The 17,376-nt window shown below is 63.1% G+C and carries 16 protein-coding genes; all 16 read right to left on the bottom strand.

Annotated features, from left to right (window positions below; translation table 11 throughout):
• Positions 1-29: 29 nt before the first annotated feature.
• On the bottom strand, positions 30-1,268 hold the full coding sequence (locus LZ012_RS09460; RefSeq protein ID WP_275710074.1) for a benzoate/H(+) symporter BenE family transporter: 1,239 nt from the start codon (positions 1,266-1,268) through the stop codon (positions 30-32).
• A 181-nt stretch (positions 1,269-1,449) separates the two neighbouring features.
• Positions 1,450-1,890, bottom strand: a complete 441-nt coding sequence (locus tag LZ012_RS09455) for a bacteriohemerythrin (RefSeq protein WP_275710071.1) — start codon at positions 1,888-1,890, stop codon at positions 1,450-1,452.
• A gap of 43 nt (positions 1,891-1,933) precedes the next feature.
• Positions 1,934-2,458, bottom strand: a complete 525-nt coding sequence (locus LZ012_RS19795) for a methyl-accepting chemotaxis protein (RefSeq protein ID WP_420839535.1) — start codon at positions 2,456-2,458, stop codon at positions 1,934-1,936.
• Between the two features lie 494 nt (positions 2,459-2,952).
• Positions 2,953-3,816 (bottom strand): DMT family transporter, encoded by an 864-nt coding sequence (locus LZ012_RS09445; RefSeq protein WP_275710067.1) that lies wholly within the window; start codon positions 3,814-3,816, stop codon positions 2,953-2,955.
• A gap of 34 nt (positions 3,817-3,850) precedes the next feature.
• A complete protein-coding gene (locus LZ012_RS09440; RefSeq protein WP_275710065.1) occupies positions 3,851-4,420 on the bottom strand; it encodes a hemerythrin domain-containing protein in 570 nt (189 codons plus the stop codon).
• Positions 4,421-4,449: 29 nt separating this feature from the next.
• The gene (locus LZ012_RS09435) at positions 4,450-5,163 is read right to left on the bottom strand and encodes an ABC transporter ATP-binding protein (RefSeq protein WP_275710063.1); all 714 of its coding nucleotides are present in this window, start codon (positions 5,161-5,163) and stop codon (positions 4,450-4,452) included.
• The gene (locus tag LZ012_RS09430) at positions 5,156-5,965 is read right to left on the bottom strand and encodes an ABC transporter ATP-binding protein (protein ID WP_275710061.1); all 810 of its coding nucleotides are present in this window, start codon (positions 5,963-5,965) and stop codon (positions 5,156-5,158) included. The genes LZ012_RS09435 and LZ012_RS09430 overlap by 8 nt, the downstream gene beginning before the upstream one ends.
• A complete protein-coding gene (locus LZ012_RS09425) occupies positions 5,958-6,926 on the bottom strand; it encodes a branched-chain amino acid ABC transporter permease (RefSeq protein ID WP_275710058.1) in 969 nt (322 codons plus the stop codon). The genes LZ012_RS09430 and LZ012_RS09425 overlap by 8 nt, the downstream gene beginning before the upstream one ends.
• Before the next feature lie 4 nt (positions 6,927-6,930).
• The gene (locus tag LZ012_RS09420; RefSeq protein ID WP_275710056.1) at positions 6,931-7,797 is read right to left on the bottom strand and encodes a branched-chain amino acid ABC transporter permease; all 867 of its coding nucleotides are present in this window, start codon (positions 7,795-7,797) and stop codon (positions 6,931-6,933) included.
• A gap of 73 nt (positions 7,798-7,870) precedes the next feature.
• A complete protein-coding gene (locus LZ012_RS09415; RefSeq protein WP_275710054.1) occupies positions 7,871-9,043 on the bottom strand; it encodes an ABC transporter substrate-binding protein in 1,173 nt (390 codons plus the stop codon).
• Positions 9,044-9,159: 116 nt separating this feature from the next.
• Complete coding sequence (gene dmpH, locus LZ012_RS09410) at positions 9,160-9,948, bottom strand: 2-oxo-3-hexenedioate decarboxylase (RefSeq protein WP_275710052.1); 789 nt, start codon at positions 9,946-9,948, stop codon at positions 9,160-9,162.
• 15 nt (positions 9,949-9,963) lie between these two features.
• Entirely contained in the window at positions 9,964-10,746 is a 783-nt protein-coding gene (gene dmpE, locus LZ012_RS09405; RefSeq protein WP_275710050.1) for a 2-oxopent-4-enoate hydratase, read from the bottom strand.
• A 28-nt stretch (positions 10,747-10,774) separates the two neighbouring features.
• Positions 10,775-12,235: a 2-hydroxymuconic semialdehyde dehydrogenase gene (locus LZ012_RS09400; protein WP_275710047.1), complete on the bottom strand. Its 1,461-nt coding sequence runs from the start codon at positions 12,233-12,235 to the stop codon at positions 10,775-10,777.
• A 55-nt stretch (positions 12,236-12,290) separates the two neighbouring features.
• A complete protein-coding gene (locus tag LZ012_RS09395) occupies positions 12,291-13,220 on the bottom strand; it encodes a catechol 2,3-dioxygenase (protein ID WP_275710045.1) in 930 nt (309 codons plus the stop codon).
• A gap of 64 nt (positions 13,221-13,284) precedes the next feature.
• Positions 13,285-13,614, bottom strand: coding sequence for a 2Fe-2S iron-sulfur cluster-binding protein (locus LZ012_RS09390; RefSeq protein ID WP_275710042.1), 330 nt, complete (start codon positions 13,612-13,614; stop codon positions 13,285-13,287).
• Positions 13,615-13,631: 17 nt separating this feature from the next.
• On the bottom strand, positions 13,632-17,186 hold the full coding sequence (locus tag LZ012_RS09385) for an indolepyruvate ferredoxin oxidoreductase family protein (protein ID WP_275710039.1): 3,555 nt from the start codon (positions 17,184-17,186) through the stop codon (positions 13,632-13,634).
• Positions 17,187-17,376: the final 190 nt, after the last annotated feature.

The following is a 17,376-nucleotide window of genomic DNA, read 5'->3' as shown; positions in this document are numbered from 1 at the left end:
AGTTGGGGCGAATTGCTACTTTGGCCACGCTAGTTGCCATTGGCCAAAACGACGAAATCGCGCTTCTCCATCAGCCAGGACACCGCAAACCCCGCAACCAAGGCCCAAAAGGAAGCTCCGATGTTGAGCATCCCGATGTCGGCAACAGTCACCAGCAGGCTGACCAAGGCGCCCAGGGTGAACTTTCCGCCGCCGAAGGAAGCGACAAAAGCGCCTTGCAGGACGCGCAGCATGGCCAGCCCGCCGAGCACCATGATGTACTCCCGGGGTGCGGCCAGCATCAGGCCGGTGAAGGTCGGCGCCATCAGGCCGAAGAGCACGGCGAACAGGCCGAAAGCCAGGCCGGCCGTGTATTGGCGCGTCAGTTCGCCGGAGGACGTGAGCAAAGCGTTGGTCGGGCCGGTCAGGCAGGTGGTGACGGCGCCGACCGTGGCACTCAGTAAGCCGCCGATTCCAGACGCGAAGGCAATCGTGTTGACCGGCGGCTCATGCCCGGCCGATTTCAAAACGGCCACGCCCTGCCCATTTTGGACGACCAGCACCGTGATGGCGAGCGGCACGACCAGTTCGACCAAGGCGCCCAGCGACCAGACCGGGGCTTGAACCACCGGTTGCGCCAGGGCAAAACTGCCCAGAACCGCGGTATCGATGCGGCCCAATACGGCAATCGCCAGGGCGCCGGCCAGCAGCGCCCCGATCACCGGCGGCATCCGCTTGCCCCAGGCCGGAATGGCCGACAACAGCAGGAAGGCGATGACCATGGGGAGCGCGATGGCGACGTCGCTGTGCAGCGCCCGCACCAGATCGAGGCCGAAGCGCAGGAATACGCCAGCCACCATGCCCATCACGATAGGCATGGGCAAACCGGACATCAGGCGCTTGACCCAACCGCTGGCCCCCATGACGACGATAAAGACGCCCGTCGCGTAGTAGGCGCCGATCACTTCGGGAAAAGTCAGGTGCTGCAAGGCAGGGCCGACCAGAACGGTGCCCGGAATGGTCCAGGCAAAGCCGAGCGGCATCCGGTATCGCCAACTGAGCGCCAGGGTGATCAGCCCGTTGATGAAGAAAATACCGAAGATCCACGACGCCAGTTCGGCCTGGCTCAAGCCGCCGCGCGTGCCGACCGACAGGATGATGGCCACCGGGCCGGTCGCCGCGAAGATGAAGCCAATGAAGCCGTTGGTGACGTAGCCGGGACTCAAGTCAGCGATGACTCGGCGCAGTCCGGCCCATGCGAACGGGGAACGTTCCAGATTTGACAGCAATTATTTGCCCCTGATGATGCCGGCCGGCCCAGCCTCAGCCCGCCATAAAAAAAGTGGCTCGCCAAGGCGAGCCAAAAAGCCCGAAACCTTTCCGGAAAAACGCAGAGAAAATCCGGAAAGCAACCACGACTGAAAGCGGTTTCGGGAGAGACATCCGATCCTGACAAAGCCTGTAGCAGGCCTATGCCTGACTGCCGCTCCGCCGGAAAACGAGCGGCCGGCCGCCATGGCTGTGCTTGACCAGCCAGGTCGACAAGGCAGAGTCCATGTAATCCGCATGGGCCGGAAACCATTCCATCAAGGCCACGGCCAGATCGCGGACCAACTGGACATTGCCGTTGGCGAGTTCGTCCTGCACGTCGCGCACCGAGGCGAGTACCTTGTTGTGTTCGTCGACATGGCAATCGCGTGCCGGGAAGCCATCCATTTCCATCCAGCGGTTTTCCTGCTCGAAATGGGCCTCGGCGTGGCGGGCAAAGGCGTCCAGCGCGGATTCCAGCTGTTCGGCATCAACCGTCAGCAAGGCATCCACCAGTTCCACGAACTCGCGATGCGTGTCGTCCATCACGGCATGACCGAGGAGATAGCGGTCATCCCAGGCAAAACCTTGTAGTTCATCCATGAATCATCCTTTCCGGAGCATTGCCGGGTAGAAAAATCGGGCATCAGGCGGCCTCGACAGCGCACGTTTCGCGGGTCTGGGTCAGCAGCGAGGCGATCTGCGTCCCGATCTCCCGTTTTTTGCGGATTGCGTCGGTGATCTGGCCGACGATCTCGACGCGTTGATGCGCCCCTTTTTGAATCTCCTCCATGGCCGCCTGGGCGCTAGAGGCCACTTCCAGCCCCGAAGCCACCACGCCGTCGGTTTCCCGCATGGCCATCGCCGCATCGCGGGACGTGCTGGTCAGCTGTCCGGCAATGCCGCCTATCTGTTCGCTCGCCGTCCTGGCCTGCTCAGCCAGTTTGCGCACTTCGTCGGCGACGACGGCAAAACCCCGTCCGGCATCGCCGGCGCGTGCCGCTTCGATGGCCGCGTTCAGGGCCAGCAGATTGGTCTGTTCGGAAATCTGCGTGATGGAGGCGACGAGTCCATTGATCTTTTCCGACTGGCTGGACAGCAGGGCGAGATCGGCCTGCGCCCGCTGCAGGCTGCTACCCAGCCGAGCGATCTCGTGATTGGCCTTTTGCATCAGCTCGTAGCCTTCGACCACCTTGGCGCCACTAGCCCGGGCGTAGCCATTGGCCACCCCCATATCGTTCAAGGCCTGGTCGACTACGACGATCAGTTCATCGCTCAAGCCCAGCGTGGATTGCAGCGCTTGCCGGATCGACAGCAGGCGATCGGCGAACTCCTGGTGCGCCGCCGAGGCATCCGCAACATCGCTGGCGCGCTGTTCGTGCACGCTCTGCAGATCGGCCTCACGCTCCATGCGGGCCAGCAGTTCGCTCTCCAGGACAGCAACCCGATGCGACAGCGGGCGTATTGCCACCAGCCAGCAACTCACCGCCAGGGCTACGCCAGCGACGCTTCCCCCGGCGACACATAAAACGCCAGGCCAGCCGGAGAGCAGCAAACCCGATGCCGTCAGCGCCCCGCTCGCCAGGAAGCCCATCAGCCAAAAGTTGAATTTCATTGATTAACTTTTCTCGTGAAATTATTGAAGGTCGCGCCCCGCCCGCCGCCTCATTTCCGGGCCAGAAAGACACCGCCAACCACCAGCGGCATGCCAACCATGGCCGCTCCGGTCAGGCCTTCGTCGAAAACCAGCCAGGCGATCAGCGCGGTACAGGGCGGCACCATGTAGAACAGGCTGGCCATGTTGGTCGCCGTTCCCGAGCGAATCAGGTAATTGAGCAGGCTGACCGCCCCCAACGAGAGCACCAGCGTCAGCCAGCCCAGCGCAAACAAAAACGAGTGGCTCCACTCCACCCGGAAATCCTCGAAGGTCGCAGCGCCAAGCAAAGCCAGCAAAGCGGCCGGTACGAACTGCAGCACGGCGCCACTGCGATAATCGAAGTGCGGACAGAAACGCTTCTGGTAAAGCGTGCCGGCGGTGATGCCGACCAGCGCCGCGATGGCCGGCGCCAGGCCGCCTACCCCGAAACCGCCATGGATGCGATCCGACAGCACCAGCGCCATGCCGCCCAGGCCGAGCGCGAACCCCAGCCACTGCCGGCGGTCTATGCTTTCACCGAGCAACAAGGCCGCCCCGACCGCGGACAACACCGGCTGCAGCCCGACGATCAGGCTGACGACCCCGACCGGCAAACCCTCGACGATGGCTTCGTAAACGCCCCCCAGGTAGAAGGCATGCACGAGCAGGCCGGAGATGCCGATGCGCAGCCAGAGCCTGGCATCGCTTGGCCAGGGCGCCTGCGTCATCCAGGCCAGCAGCGCCATCAGGACGATCACCATGCTGAACCGGATGACCATGAAGGTCAGCGGTTCGGCATAGGGCAGGCCGAATTTGGCACCGATGAAGCCGGTACTCCACAGGAAGACGAAGAGGCCCGGCGCGAGGGTCGCCAGCAGGTTGCGTGAAAGCATGAAGAGATCCGAAAGTCCGGGTCGCCGCGGAGGCTCAGCCGCCGAGACCGACCGGTGCCGGCGCGATGTTCACGATTCTCGAAAACAGTGCCGCGTATTCCCCGACCGCCCCTTCCCAGGGATTGTCGTTGGCCAGGAAAGCCGAATCGATCTCGAGCCAGTCGTCAGCCGTCAAATGGGCCTTGGCCAACGGGAAGATCTTGTGTTCCTCGGTATTCATGTGATGCCACTCGTGCTCGAGATAGACGGTCAGTGCCATCTTGAAGCCGGCCAAACCGGCAGCGCCGGCCTGGCGATAGGTGTTGAGCGCATTGCGCAGCAGGGCGATGCGCGCTTCGCCCTGCCTGTGCTCGGCTTCCAGCTGCTCGATATAGGGCAATGCTTCCGGGCTGCGCAGCCGCAGCTTGGCGAAGAGGTAGCGGTCTTCCTTCGGGTGGTGCACCCTTTCCGGCACTTCGTCGACGTAGCGGATCATCGACGCGAACAGATCGAAATCGGGCTTCAGGCGCCCGGCCTCGATGTTGGCGACCAGCGTGCGCATGCCGCCGAGCATCGCGGCGAGTGCCCGGTGTTCGTCGTGGATGATGTCGAGAGATTTGTTCATGATTTTTCCTTGCTAAAAACCCCGGGCGATCAAACGCCCAGGTGTTTCTGGATCAACTCGGGATTGGCACGCACTTCGTCGCTGCTGCCGCTGAACACCACCTCGCCCTTGACCAGGATCATCGCCCGGTCGCAGATCGAGGTGACGGCACCGTGGTTCTTGTCCACGATCACGGTGGCGATGCCGGTCTTGCGGATTTGTTTGACGATGCGCCAGATTTCCATGGCGATCAGCGGTGCCAGCCCTTCGGTCGCCTCGTCGAGAATCAGCAGGTCGGGATTGGTCATCAGCGCGCGGCCGATGGTCAGCATCTGCTGCTCGCCGCCCGACAGCTGCCAGCCGCCGTTGTTGATTCGCTCGCCGAGACGTGGAAAGGTCTCCATGACGCGGTCGAAGGTCCAGTTGCGCTGGCCGTCGACACCGCAGCGTGCCGACATCTGCAGGTTCTCGCGCACCGACAGGTTGGGGAAGATGCCCCGCCCTTCCGGCACGTAGGCGATGCCGCGCTGGGCGGTGCGATAGGTCGGCGCCTTGCTGAAATCGTCGCCGCGCACCAGCACGCGGCCGTGCTTGGGACGGACGATACCGAGCATGGACTTGATCAGCGTCGATTTGCCCATGCCGTTGCGGCCCATCAGCGCGATGCCCTCGCCCTGGCGGATGTTGAAGTCGATGCCGTGCAGGATGTGGCTGGCACCGTAGTAGGTATGAAGCTCCTTGGCTTCGAGCAGCATGTTAGACATGGAAGCTATCCTCCGAACCCAGGTAGGCTTGCTGAACGGCGACCGAGGCCTTGATCTGGGCCGGCGGCCCGGATTCCAGCATCTGCCCGTTGACCATCACGGTAATGGTGTCGGCCACCGCGAACACCGCATCCATGTCGTGCTCGACGAGCAGGATGGCGCGGCTCTGCTTGAGGCGCTTGAGGACGTCGACCATCTTCGCCGACTCTTCCGAACCCATGCCGGCCAGCGGCTCGTCGAGCAGCATGACCTGCGCGTCGGTGGCCAGCACCATGGCGATTTCGAGTTGGCGCTGTTCGCCGTGGCTGAGGACACCGGAGATCCAGTCCACCTTCTTGCCCAGACCGGCCTCCTCGATGCAGGCACGCGCCTTCTCCAGCGCCCACTTCTGTTCCTGCGCCTTGCTGAAGATGCGCCACGGTTGCTGGTTGCGCGATTGCGCCGCCAGGCGGACGTTCTCCAGCACCGAGAATTTCGGGAAGATGTTGGTGCGCTGGTAACTGCGGCCAATGCCGACCAGCGAACGCTGTGCCGCGCTCAGCTTGGTGATGTCGCGGCCCTGGAAGCTGATCTTGCCCTCCGAGGGCGCCAGGTCGCCGGACAGCATGTTGATGCAGGTGGACTTGCCGGCGCCATTCGGGCCGAGCAGCACATGCACGTCGCCGCGCTTGAGCGTGACGCAGATATCCTGGTTGGCGACCAGACCGCCGAAGCGACGGGTGATCTTGTCGGCGACCAGCAGCACCTCGCCTGACATTTCCTTGGCGGCGGCCATCAGGGCCGCATTGGTGACTTCAGTCATTGGAACCTCCTCCCTGCAACGAACGCTTGATACGCCCCGGAATGGCGGCCAGGCCACCGGGCAGGAACAGCACGGCGAGAACGATCATGGTGCCCATCGCCAGTTGCCAGTGCTTGGTCCAAGTGGCGAAGACTTCCTGCATGCCGGTGAAGAAGAAGGCTCCGGCGATGGCGCCGACCAGATTGCCCATACCGCCAAGGATGACCATCAGCAGGACGTTGCCGGACTGGTGCCAGGACAGCAGCTCGGGCGTCACAAAGCCGAAGACCACCGAATACAGGAAACCGGCGATGCCACCGAGGCCACCGGCCAGCGCGAAGGCGGCCAGCTTGTAGCGGAAGGTGATATAGCCCATCGACTGCATGCGGTGCTCGTTGCTCTTGATGCCGACCAGCGCCCGACCGAACGGCGACTGCAACACCCGGCCGAGGAACAGGTAGACCAGAACCAGCATGGCCAGGATGAAGTAGTAGAGGTGCGTGCCGTTGTCGAGGTCGAAGGGCATCCAGCTGCCGATGGCGGCCGACGGCTTGACGTTCAGGTAGATGCCGTCCGAACCGCCGCCAAGTGGGGTGTCGTGGAAGACGAAGAACGCCAGCTGCGCGAAAGCCAGGGTGACCATGATGAAGTAGATGCCCTTGGTGCGCAGCACGAACAGGCCGACGACCAGGGCGACCAGAGCCGACAGACCCACCGAGGCCGGCAGCACATACCACAGGCTGGCCGCCTCGTATTTCGGGCTGAGCAGCGCCACGGCATAGGCTGCGACGCCGAAGTAGGCGGCGTGGCCAAAGCTGACCAGGCCGGTGAAGCCGATCAGCAGGTCGAGGCTCATCGCGAAGATGGACAGCACCAGCATCTTGGCGATCAGTTCGATGTAGAAGGATTCGCCGGTCAGCGGAACACAGGCGATGATCGCCAGCGCCACCAGCTTGAGCACGAGAGAAAGTGTGTTGTTCATTTTCTCAGCCTTTCTTGAAGATGCCTTCGGGGCGCCAGAGCAGGACGACGGCCATGACCAGATAGACGATCATCCCGGAGATTTCCGGCAGCAGAACCTTGCCGAAGGTGTCGGCGAAACCGACGATCAGCGCGGCGGCGAGCGCGCCCCACACCGACCCGATGCCGCCGATGACGACAACCACGAAGGAAATGATCAGCACATGGCTGCCCATGTTCGGGAAGACCGACGATATCGGCGACGCCATCATCCCGGCCAGTGCCGCCAGGGCGACACCGAGGGCGAAGACGACGCGATAGATCATGTTGATGTTGATGCCCAGCGCCTCGACCATGGTCCGGTCGTGGTTGCCGGCGCGGATCATCATGCCGAGGCGGGTGCGCTGGATCAGGAAATACAGCGCAATGGCGAGCACGATGCAGACCGCCGAGATGACCAGGCGGTAGACCGGGTAGCTCAGCACGTCGGAGAGCGGAATCGAGGCGCTGAAGATGGCCGGAATATCGACACCATGCACCTCGTCGCCGACCAGCAGGCTACGCACCTCCTCGAAAATCAGGATCAGGCCGTAGGTCAGCAAGACCTGTTCGAGGTGGTCGCGCTTGTAGAGATACGAAAACAGCGCCAATTCGAGCAAGGCGCCGAAGATCAGGGCCAGCGGAATGCCCAGCAGGATGGCCATGAACAGGCTACCCGTGGCACTGGTCAGCACGAAGGCCAGGTAGGCGCCGATCATGTAGAAACTGCCGTGCGCCAGATTGATGATGCCCATGATGCCGAACACCAGCGTCAGACCGCTTGCCACCAGGAAAAGGAGCAAACCGTACTGCAGCGAGTTCAGCGTCTGGATCAGGAAAGAAGCGAAATCCATGAGAGTCCCCTGACCGGCAGGCATGAGCCTGCCGGACTGCTAAATACCAAGGAGGGAAAAAGGCGTCTGTGGCTTAGAGCTTGCAGCCGCGGGCCGGATCAGCGAGGCCCTTGACGGGCGTGCTGACCACCTTGTTCTGACCGCCCTGCACTTCGCGCAGGTAGATGTCCTGAACCGGGTTGTGCGCCTTGGACAAGGTGAAAGCGCCGCGCGGGCTATCAATCTTGGCGGCTTCCATGCCCTTGATCACGACATCCTGCTTGCTAGCATCGCCACCGGCGGCATTGAGGCCGGCCTGGTAGAGCTGGGCGGCGTCGTAGCCCTGGACGGCATAGACGTCCGGCTGCGACTTGTAGGCCTTGACGTAGGCCAGGCGGAAGGCCTGGTCCTTCTTGTTGTCCAGGCTGTCGGCGTAGTGCAGCGTGGTCTGCACGCCCTTGCCGGCGTCGCCCATGGCATCGAGGTTGCCATCGGTCAGGAAGCCCGGGCCGTAGAGCGGAATGGTCTTGTTCAGGCCGGCCGCGGCGTAATCCTTGACGAACTTGGCGGCACCGGCGCCGGCGAAGAAGACGAAGACTGCATCCGGCTTGATCGAGGCGATTTCGGTGAGGAAAGGCTGGAACTCGACGTTCGGGAAGGGTAGCGTCATGTCCTTTTCCACCTTGCCGCCGGCCTTGGCGAAGGCTTCCTTGAAGCCGTCGACCGACTGCAGGCCGAAGGAGTATTTCCAGGTCACGGTGACGACCTTCTTGATGCCCTTCTTGGCCATCACCTCGCCCATGGCGTAGGACGGCTGCCAGGCCGAGAAGGAGGAGCGGAAGACGTTCGGCGCACAGAGGGGGCCGGTGATTTCGTCAGCACCGGCGTTCGGTACGATGAGCAGGGTCTTGTTCTCGCGGGCGACCTTGGCCATGGCCAGGGCGACGCCGGAGTGCACGGTGCCGACCAGCAGGTCTACCTTGTCGCGCTTGACCAGCTTGTTGGCGTTTTCGGTGGCCTTGGCCGGATCGGATTCGTCATCGACGGTGTAGTACTCGATCTCGCGCCCGCCCAGCTTGCCGCCGTTTTCGGCGACGTATTGCTTGAAACCGTTGGTGATGGCGTTGCCGAGCGAGGCGTAGGTGCCGGTGTAAGGCAGCATGAAGCCGACCTTGATCTTGTCAGCGGCCTGCGCGCCGGTCAGGCCGGCGGTGGCAAAGGCTGTGGCGAGTGCGATGTTGCGGATGTGCTTGAACGTGGTTGCCATTTTGTCTCTTCCTCTAGTGGGTATGAAAGCGATGAACGTCGTTTTTGAAATCACGTGTTTTGAAAATCCGGCGAGATTTCCGGTTACTAGAGGAAACCCCGCCAGTCCTGCCTTGCTCAGATGAAACGGGTGCTGACGCTGCCCAGCGACTGGATGCGCAGCGTGACGTGGTCGCCTGGTTCGACGGCGACCGCTTCGGTGACGCCACCGGAGAGGATCATCGTGCCGGCCGGAATCTCCTCGCCGCGAGCGCCGAGGTGGTTGGCCAGCGCCGCGATGGCAGCAGCCGGATGGCCGAGGACGGCAGCACCGGCGCCGATGGCGACCGGCTCGCCGTTCTTCTCCATGACCACGCCCAGAGTGCGCAGGTCGAGACCGGCAACCGGCGTGGCCTGGCCGCCGAGCACGAAGCGCGTCGACGAGCAGTTGTCGGCGATGACGCTCTTCAGGTCGAACTTGAAGTCCTTGTAGCGGGAATCGATGATCTCGATGCCGGGCATCACGAAGTCGGTGGCGGCGAGCACGGCGCCGATGTGGCAGCCCGGCCCCTTGAGCGCCTTCTTGGTGACGAAGACGATTTCCGGCTCGACCTTGGGGTGGATCAGCTCGCTGTGCTTGATTTCGCCGCCGTCGGCGACACTGAAGTAGTCCACCAGCCAGCCGAAGACCGGGGTGCTGACGCCCATCTGCTTCATCTTGCCGTGCGAGGTCAGGCCGGCCTTGAGGCCGACAACCTTGGCCCCGCGCGCCAGCTTGCGGCGCAGGATTTCGTTCTGGATGGCGTAGGCATCGTCCCAATCCATTTCGGGATAGGCTTCGGTGATCTTGACGACTTCGTGCGCCTGCAATTCGGCAGTTTCGAGCAGCTCGGCCAGGCCAGCAATGGTGTTCTGATTGAGGTTCATGGGGAATCCTTGTAATTAGACGAAGCGGACGGAACAGCCGCCGATGCCGCCGATGGTCATGCGCAGGTTGTCGCCCTTGACCACCGGGACCATGGCGCCCATGGCGCCGGACAGCACGATGTCGCCCGCCTTGAGGGCGATGCCGAGCTTGCCGAGGGTGTTGGCCAGCCACACCATGGCATTCACCGGGTGGGCCATGGTCGCGGCGCCGGCGCCGGTGACGACGATCTCGCCGTTCTTCTCCAGCACCATGCCGCACAGGGCGAGATCGACGTCTGCGATGTCGACCAGCTGGTCGCCGAGGACGAAGACGCCGCACGAGGCGTTGTCGGCCACCGTGTCCTGGATCTTGATTTTCCAGTTCTCGATGCGTGAATCGACGATTTCGAAGCAGGCCATGACACCTTCGGTGGCGGCCAGCACATCGGCTGCCGTAACGCCCGGGCCCTGCAGGTCCTTCTTGAGCAGGAAGGCGATTTCGCCCTCGGCCTTGGGCTGGATCAGGTCGGCCATCTCGATGGATTCGCCTTCGTTGTACACCATGCCGTCCAGCAGGTAGCCGAAGTCCGGCTGATGCACGCCGAGCATGTTCATCACCGCCTTGCTGGTGACGCCGATCTTCTTGCCGACGACCCGCTCACCGTTCGCCAGGCGGCGCGAAATCATGTGCTGCTGGACGTGGTAGGCGTCCTCGATGGTCATGTCCGGGTGGCTGGCGGTCAGCGGTGCCACCGGCTGGCGGGCGACCAGCGCTTCGTACAGCGTGTCGCCCAGTTTCTCTATTGTGTGTTGGTCCATTGTTGTTTTCCGGTTGTGGTTGGCTGGCTTACAACTTGATGCAGATGTTCTTCAGCTCGGTGTAGAACTCGAGCGAATGCACGCCGCCTTCGCGGCCGATGCCGGACTGCTTGGCGCCACCGAAGGCCGTGCGCAGGTCGCGCAGGAACCAGCTGTTGACCCAGGCGATGCCGACTTCCATCTGCTGGGCGACGCGGTTGGCGCGCGACACGTCCTTGGTCCAGATCGCGGTAGCCAAGCCGTAGATGTTGTCGTTGGCCTTCTTGAGCACTTCCTCTTCGCTATCGAACGGCGCGATGTGGCAGCACGGCCCGAAGATTTCTTCCTTGATGACGCGGGCGGTCTCCGGCAGGCCGGTCCAGATGGTCGGCTGCACCCAGCAACCGTCCTGCAGCTCGCCCGGCATGTCGGGCACGCCGCCGCCGGTGACGATGGTGGCGCCCTCTTCCTTGGCGATCTGGAAGTAGGACAACACCTTGTTCTGGTGCTCCTTGCTGATCAGCGGCCCCATGCCGGTAGCCAGATCGTTCGGGACGCCGATCTTGAGCTTCTCGGCACCGGCCTTCATGGCGGCGACGAACTTCTCGAAAATCGGACGCTCGACATAGACGCGCTCGGTGCCCAGGCAAACCTGGCCGCAATTGGCGAAGGCGGAACGCAGCGTGCCTTCGATGGCAGCGTCGAAATCGCAGTCGGCAAAGACGATGGCGGCGTTCTTGCCGCCCATTTCCAGCGACACCGGGCGCGAACCGACCGAGGCGGCGCGGTTGATGATTTCGCCGGTGCGCGTTTCGCCGGTGAAGGTGATGGCGTCGACGTCCGGATGGGTGGTCAGGAATTCACCGGCCGAGTTCGGGCCGAAACCATGCACGACGTTATAGACGCCCTTGGGAATGCCGACCTTGTTCATGACTTCGCCGAGCAGTGCGGCGGTGCGCGGCGTTTCCTCGGACGGCTTGACGACCACGGTGTTGCCGCAGGCCAGTGCCGGGCCGACCTTCCAGGTCATGAGCAACAGCGGCAGGTTCCACGGGCAGATGACGCCGACCACGCCGACCGGCGAACGGTAGGTGTAGTTGATGGCGGTGCTGCCGTCCGGGGTGGCCATGTCGAAAAACTCGCCCGGCACGTTCTTGATCACATCGGCGAAGACCTTGAAGTTAGCAGCGCCGCGCGGGATGTCGATGTGCGAGGCCAGGCTCTTCGGCTTGCCGGTGTCGGCACATTCGGCTTCGAGGAATTCGTCGAAGCGGTTGTTGATTTCGGCGACCAGGGCTTCGAGCAGTTCGACGCGCTTGGCCAGGGTCATCTTGCCCCACGGACCTTTCAATGCAGCCTGGGCGGCGGCGACGGCAGCGTCGACTTCGGCCTTGCCGGCTTCGGCTACTTGGCCGATCACGGCATTGGAAATCGGCGTGCGGTTCTCGAACCACTTGTTGGTCGAGACGAATTCGCCGTTGATGAAATTGAGTATCTTGTCTTGAAGCATTTTGTTGTCCTTTGTTGGGGCTGTTGTCCGGTAGGTCTGCGCAGTGCGCGGCGGATCAGGTCACGACGCTCAGGAAACGCTCGTTGAGCACGCGGTCGTGATAGAAGATGCCGGTGCCGACTTCCTCGAAGGACCAGGTCTTGACCGGGTAATCCGGGTAGGTTTCGTAGCCCTGAGCAAAGGTCTCGAAGCGGTTGCCCGAGGGGTCGAAGGCGTAGATCGTCTGGCCGCGGGTGATGCCGTGGCGGGTCGGGCCGATGTCGATGGACACGCGGTTCATCGACATCAGGTCGGCGGCGCGCAGCACCTTTTCCCAGGTCGGCAGCAGGAAGGAAATGTGGTGCAGCTTGTTCGGCTCCGGATGGCGGACAAACGCCAGGTCATGCGCCTTGTGGCCGCAGGAGATGAAGATGGCCAGCTGGTCCTTGCCGTCCGGCAGCATGACCTGCTCGACGAGATAGAAGCCGAGCACCTCGGTGAACAAGGCGAGGTTCTTCTCGATATCCGGACCGTAGAGCAGGCAATGGTCGAAACGGGTCGGCGCGATGCCGTGTTCGGACTCGGGCGTCCAGGGGTCCGGATTCAGGTTGTCCTGGCTGTTGCCGACGCAGGTTTTCTCGGCGTACAGCTCCATGACGTGGCCGCTGGGGATGACGAAGCGCACGCGCTCGCCGGTTTCCAGCATGTCGCCGGCCGGGATGCGGTCGGTCTTGACGCCATAGGCCTGCAGGTCGGCATCGAGCTTGTCCAGGGTGGCCTTGTCGCGCACCTTGAAGCCCATGAAATCCATGCCGGCCGAGTCGGCCTGGCGCAGGATCACGCTGTTGTGGTCATGTTCGTCCCAGGCCTTGAAATAGACGCGCCCGGCGGCATCGCGGCCGGTTTCGACCAGCCCCAGGACATTCTTGTAGAAATGAATGCTCTCTTCGATGTCCAGCACGCGTACTTGAACGTGGCCGGGACGCATTACGCCAGTTGTTGCCATTGGTTTGCTCCTCGTTTCTCTCTGTTGTCTCGGTAAATCCATGCCCGTGGGCATCTCGTTGCTGCTACGCCTGCCGCCGGTTTCCCGTCGCACAGACGCCTTGCTTCATCTTTCCCAGCACCAGCAGTCGCATGTCGCTGCTCGGCCACACGCGGCAGGCCAGCACGACGCCTTCCGCTTCCTCTTCCACCGACAGGCAGGCCCGGCTCATCACCCGCTTGCGATAACTGCCAGCAACCACCCTGACCTTGCACACGCCGCAACCCCCGCCCCGGCAGCCAACCGGAATGCCGCGCTTGCCGAGGCGCTCCATGCCGGCCAGCAGGGATTCGTCCGGCTTGCAGCGATAGCGCTCGCCGGTGTCTTCCAGGGTGATCTCGAAGGTGCTGGTCATGGCGCCGGCTATCCGCTTCAGGCGACCTGCTGGCCGGCTTCGGCTGTCAGGAAGTCTTTGTGCCGCGCTGCCTCCAGCGTCTTGGCAAGCGCGAGGCTCTTTTCCTTCACATGCCCGTAGCCGCGAATCTCGTCCGGTACGCTGGCCAAGGCGACGGCGGCAGCCTGATTGGCCGGCGTCAGCTTGGCGACGATCTCGTCCAGGGTCTTGATGTAGTCCTCTACCAGGCGACGCTCCATCCGACGCTCCTCGGTCTTGCCGAACAGGTCTAGTGCCCCGCCGCGCAAGCCCTTGAAGCCGGCCAGCTTCTGGAAAGCCTTGAACATCCAGCCGCCGTATTGCTTCTTGGTCAGGTGCCCGGTCTGCGCATCGCGCTCGGCCAGCAACGGCGGCGCCAGGTTGTACTTGACGCTGTAGCCGTGCGGGAACTGCGCGTCGAGTTCGGCCAGGAAGGCCGGATCGGTATGCAGGCGGGCCACTTCGTACTCGTCCTTGTAGGCCATCAGTTTGTACAGGTAGCGGGCAGCCGCGGCGGCCAACTTGCCGTCGGTACCGATGCGCTGTTCGGCGGCAACGACGCGGCGGATCACGGTGGCGTAGCGCTTGGCGTAGTCTTCGTCCTGGTAGGCGATCAGTTCCGGCACGCGAATCTCGGCCAGACGCTTGACCTCGCCCTGGGCGCCGATGGCGTCGACGATGGCGCGGGTGGCGACGGAGAGTTGCGGCGCCTTGTGGAACTTGATCACCGAACCGCCCGCCTTGTGCTGGGCGATCTCGGCTTCGACGAAGGCGCGGTCGACCACCGCCATGCGTCCCCAGCGGAAGGCAGCCAGGCTCATTGCCACCGCCACGCCGGAATTCTGGATAGCCTGCTCGATCGATTCGGCCTTGAGCGGAATGGTGCCGGCCTGGAAGGCAACGCCGACCATGAAGTTGTTGGTCGCCATGGCATCGCCGAACAGGCCCTCGGCCATCGCCTGGCCGTCGAGGAAGACGTTGTCGCTTTCGCGGCTGACCCGGTTGATGCCGGCGACCAGGCCATTGATGGCCGGGAAATGGTTGCGGCGGTTGGTCACCATCTGGCCGGTCGGCGTCTGGGTCGTCGACACGACGGCGATGGTGCGTTCCTTGCCGCACTTGTCGAGGTTCTTCGGGTCCGTCGCATTCAGGATATCGAAGCCGAGGTAGAGGTCGGCGCGACCGTCGGAAATCTTGTTGGACCCCTTGAACGGCGCGTGGGTGATCTTGATGTCGGAGATCACCGCCCCGCCCTTCTGGGCCAGGCCGGTCTGATCGAGGCCGATGACATGCTTGCCTTCGAGGCGGGCGGCGTTGGCCAGGGTGGCGACGACGGTCACCGAACCAGTACCGCCAATGCCCATGACGTGGATGCCGACGCCAATGGAATCGTCGATCTTGTTGACCGGCGCCGGCAGTTCGCGGTCGAGCGCCGGAATGCGGCCCTTCCTCGGCTTCTTGCCTTCGCTGGCCGGGGCCGGATTCGGCGTGACGGTCAGGAAGGACGGGCAGAAGCCCTTCACGCAGCTATAGTCCTTGTTGCAGGAGGACTGATGGATGCGGGTCTTGCGGCCGAATTCGGTTTCCACCGGCTCGACGCTCATGCAGTTCGATTTCTCGCCGCAATCGCCGCAGCCTTCGCAGACGCGCTCGTTGATGACGACGACTTCGGCCGGTTCTTCGGCCTGGCCGCGGCTGCGGGAACGGCGCAGTTCGGCGGCGCATTCCTGATCGTGCAGCAACACGGTAGTGCCCGGCGTGGCCGCCAGCACCTTCTGCGCCTCGTCGAGGCGGTCGCGATGCCAGACCTCGGTATCGCCCGGCAGGGTGATGGCGGCGAAGCGCGACGGGTCGTCGGTGGTGACGATGATCTTTTTCACGCCGTTGGCCAGCAGGTCGTTGACCATGTTCTGTACCGGCACTTCGCCCTGGATGGCCTGGCCGCCGGTCATCGAGGTGTGGGCGTTGCGCAGCAGCTTGAAGGTGATGTTGACGCCGGTCGAGGCGGCATAGCGGATGGCCAGGCTGCCCGAGTGGGCGTAGGTGCCGTCGCCCATGTTCTGGAAGATATGCTGCGCCTCGGTGAAGGGCGCCATGCCGATCCACTGGGTGCCTTCGGCCCCCATGTGGGTGCCCATCACAACGTTGCGGCCCATCCACATGGCCATGGTGTGACAGCCGATACCGGCGGAAACGAGGCTGCCTTCCGGCGCCACGGTGGAGCTGTTGTGCGGGCAGCCGGAGCAATACCAGGCGGTACGCGTGGCGGTCGGCAGCTTGTTGCGGGAGTGGATTTCGTCGAGACGCTTGAGCCAGTTTTCGGCCGATTCGACACGCACCTTCCGCGACAGGCGTTTCAGCAGGGCACGGACGAGGGTGTCGGACTCGAATTCGCCGTAGTGCGGCAGCAGCTCCTTGTCTTCCTCGTCGAACTTACCGACGATGCGCGGCGCATTGACCTGCCCGTAGAGCACCTGCTTGGCGAACATTTCGAGGAAGGGACGCTTTTCCTCGATGACGAAGATTTCCTCCAGGCCTTGCGCAAACTCGCGCACGACAGTCGGCTCCATCGGCCACAGCATGCCTATCTTCAGGATGCGGATGCCATATCGGCGCAGTTCGGCCTCGCCCAGCCCCATTTCCAGGAAGGCCTGGTTGAGGTCGTTGTAGGTCTTTCCGGCGGTGATGATGCCCAGCCAGGCGTCCGGATTCGGGAAGACGACGTTGTTGAGGTTGTTGGCGCGGGCGTAGCGACGGGCCACTTCGAGGCGGCGGGTGTAGAGGGATTGCTCCATCTCCAGCGCCTCGGCGCGCACGTTCATGCCGAGATTCATGTTCGGCACGAAGGGCTTGCCGTCGAACGTCAGGTCCGGCGTCACGAAACGGAGGCGCTCGGGGTTGATGTCGGCGGTGCCGCTGCCGTCGGCGACGTTGGTGACGATCTTCATGCCGACCCACAGACCGGACAGGCGCGACATGTTGTAGCCATGCAGGCCAAGGTCGAGGATTTCCTGGACGTTGGCCGGATACAGCGACGGCATGCCGACGTGGAACAGCATGGGCTCGGACTGCGAGCACAGCGACGAACTCTTGCAGCTCGGATCGTCGCCGGCAATGGCCAGCACGCCGCCGTTCTTGCCGATACCGGTGTAGTTGGCGTGCTTCAGCGCATCGCCGGAGCGATCCACGCCGGGGGCCTTGCCGTACCACATGCCGGTGACGCCATCGAATTTCTGCTGGCCGACGGTGTGCAGCATCTGCGTTCCCCACACGGCGGTGGCGGCGAGGTCTTCGTTGATGCCGTCGACAAAGTGGATGTTGTGGGCGAGCAGGGTCTTCTGTTGCTTGATCAGTGCCGCATCCAGCATGCCGACCGGCGATCCGCGATAGCCGGAGACGAACATGCCGGTCTTCAGGCCGCGGCGGGCATCGGTACGAACCTGATCAAGACTCAGGCGAACGAGCGCATCGATACCGCCCAAATGGATGTCACCCGATTCCTGGGTGAACACATTGACGATCTCTTGCTTCGACGATTCATTTGCAGCAGCCATACCCGCTTGTCTCCGTTGGTTTGTGTTGGCAGTTCCGTATGTGGCGGGCGCCTTCCGGAACTGCTCTGGAGCGTAGATTAGGGGGGTGGCTGCTTCAGCAATATCCAGTTTCTGCAGGACTTGTATCCATTTCATGCAATCGATTAAACGATGCAGAATTCGGATATCGATACTGCAGAAACTGGATATT

Origin of the sequence: Dechloromonas hankyongensis (assembly GCF_022012295.1) — a bacterium.
GTDB classification, from domain to species: domain Bacteria; phylum Pseudomonadota; class Gammaproteobacteria; order Burkholderiales; family Rhodocyclaceae; genus Azonexus; species Azonexus hankyongensis.
This window is presented reverse-complemented; position numbering and strand designations above follow the sequence as displayed.

Bases quoted from the DNA above. Each gene is read 5' to 3' on its own strand.
- LZ012_RS09390 (WP_275710042.1), bottom strand. From the start codon at position 13,614: ATGACCAGCACCTTCGAGATCACCCTGGAAGACACCGGCGAGCGCTAT.
- LZ012_RS09395 (WP_275710045.1), bottom strand. From the start codon at position 13,220: ATGGCAACAACTGGCGTAATGCGTCCCGGCCACGTTCAAGTACGCGTG.
- LZ012_RS09430 (WP_275710061.1), bottom strand. From the start codon at position 5,965: ATGACTGAAGTCACCAATGCGGCCCTGATGGCCGCCGCCAAGGAAATG.
- LZ012_RS09445 (WP_275710067.1), bottom strand. From the start codon at position 3,816: ATGCTTTCACGCAACCTGCTGGCGACCCTCGCGCCGGGCCTCTTCGTC.
- LZ012_RS09425 (WP_275710058.1), bottom strand. From the start codon at position 6,926: ATGAACAACACACTTTCTCTCGTGCTCAAGCTGGTGGCGCTGGCGATC.
- LZ012_RS09420 (WP_275710056.1), bottom strand. From the start codon at position 7,797: ATGGATTTCGCTTCTTTCCTGATCCAGACGCTGAACTCGCTGCAGTAC.
- LZ012_RS19795 (WP_420839535.1), bottom strand. From the start codon at position 2,458: ATGCAAAAGGCCAATCACGAGATCGCTCGGCTGGGTAGCAGCCTGCAG.
- dmpE (WP_275710050.1), bottom strand. From the start codon at position 10,746: ATGGACCAACACACAATAGAGAAACTGGGCGACACGCTGTACGAAGCG.
- LZ012_RS09440 (WP_275710065.1), bottom strand. From the start codon at position 4,420: ATGAACAAATCTCTCGACATCATCCACGACGAACACCGGGCACTCGCC.
- dmpH (WP_275710052.1), bottom strand. From the start codon at position 9,948: ATGAACCTCAATCAGAACACCATTGCTGGCCTGGCCGAGCTGCTCGAA.
- LZ012_RS09385 (WP_275710039.1), bottom strand. From the start codon at position 17,186: ATGGCTGCTGCAAATGAATCGTCGAAGCAAGAGATCGTCAATGTGTTC.
- LZ012_RS09455 (WP_275710071.1), bottom strand. From the start codon at position 1,890: ATGGATGAACTACAAGGTTTTGCCTGGGATGACCGCTATCTCCTCGGT.
- LZ012_RS09435 (WP_275710063.1), bottom strand. From the start codon at position 5,163: ATGTCTAACATGCTGCTCGAAGCCAAGGAGCTTCATACCTACTACGGT.
- LZ012_RS09415 (WP_275710054.1), bottom strand. From the start codon at position 9,043: ATGGCAACCACGTTCAAGCACATCCGCAACATCGCACTCGCCACAGCC.
- LZ012_RS09400 (WP_275710047.1), bottom strand. From the start codon at position 12,235: ATGCTTCAAGACAAGATACTCAATTTCATCAACGGCGAATTCGTCTCG.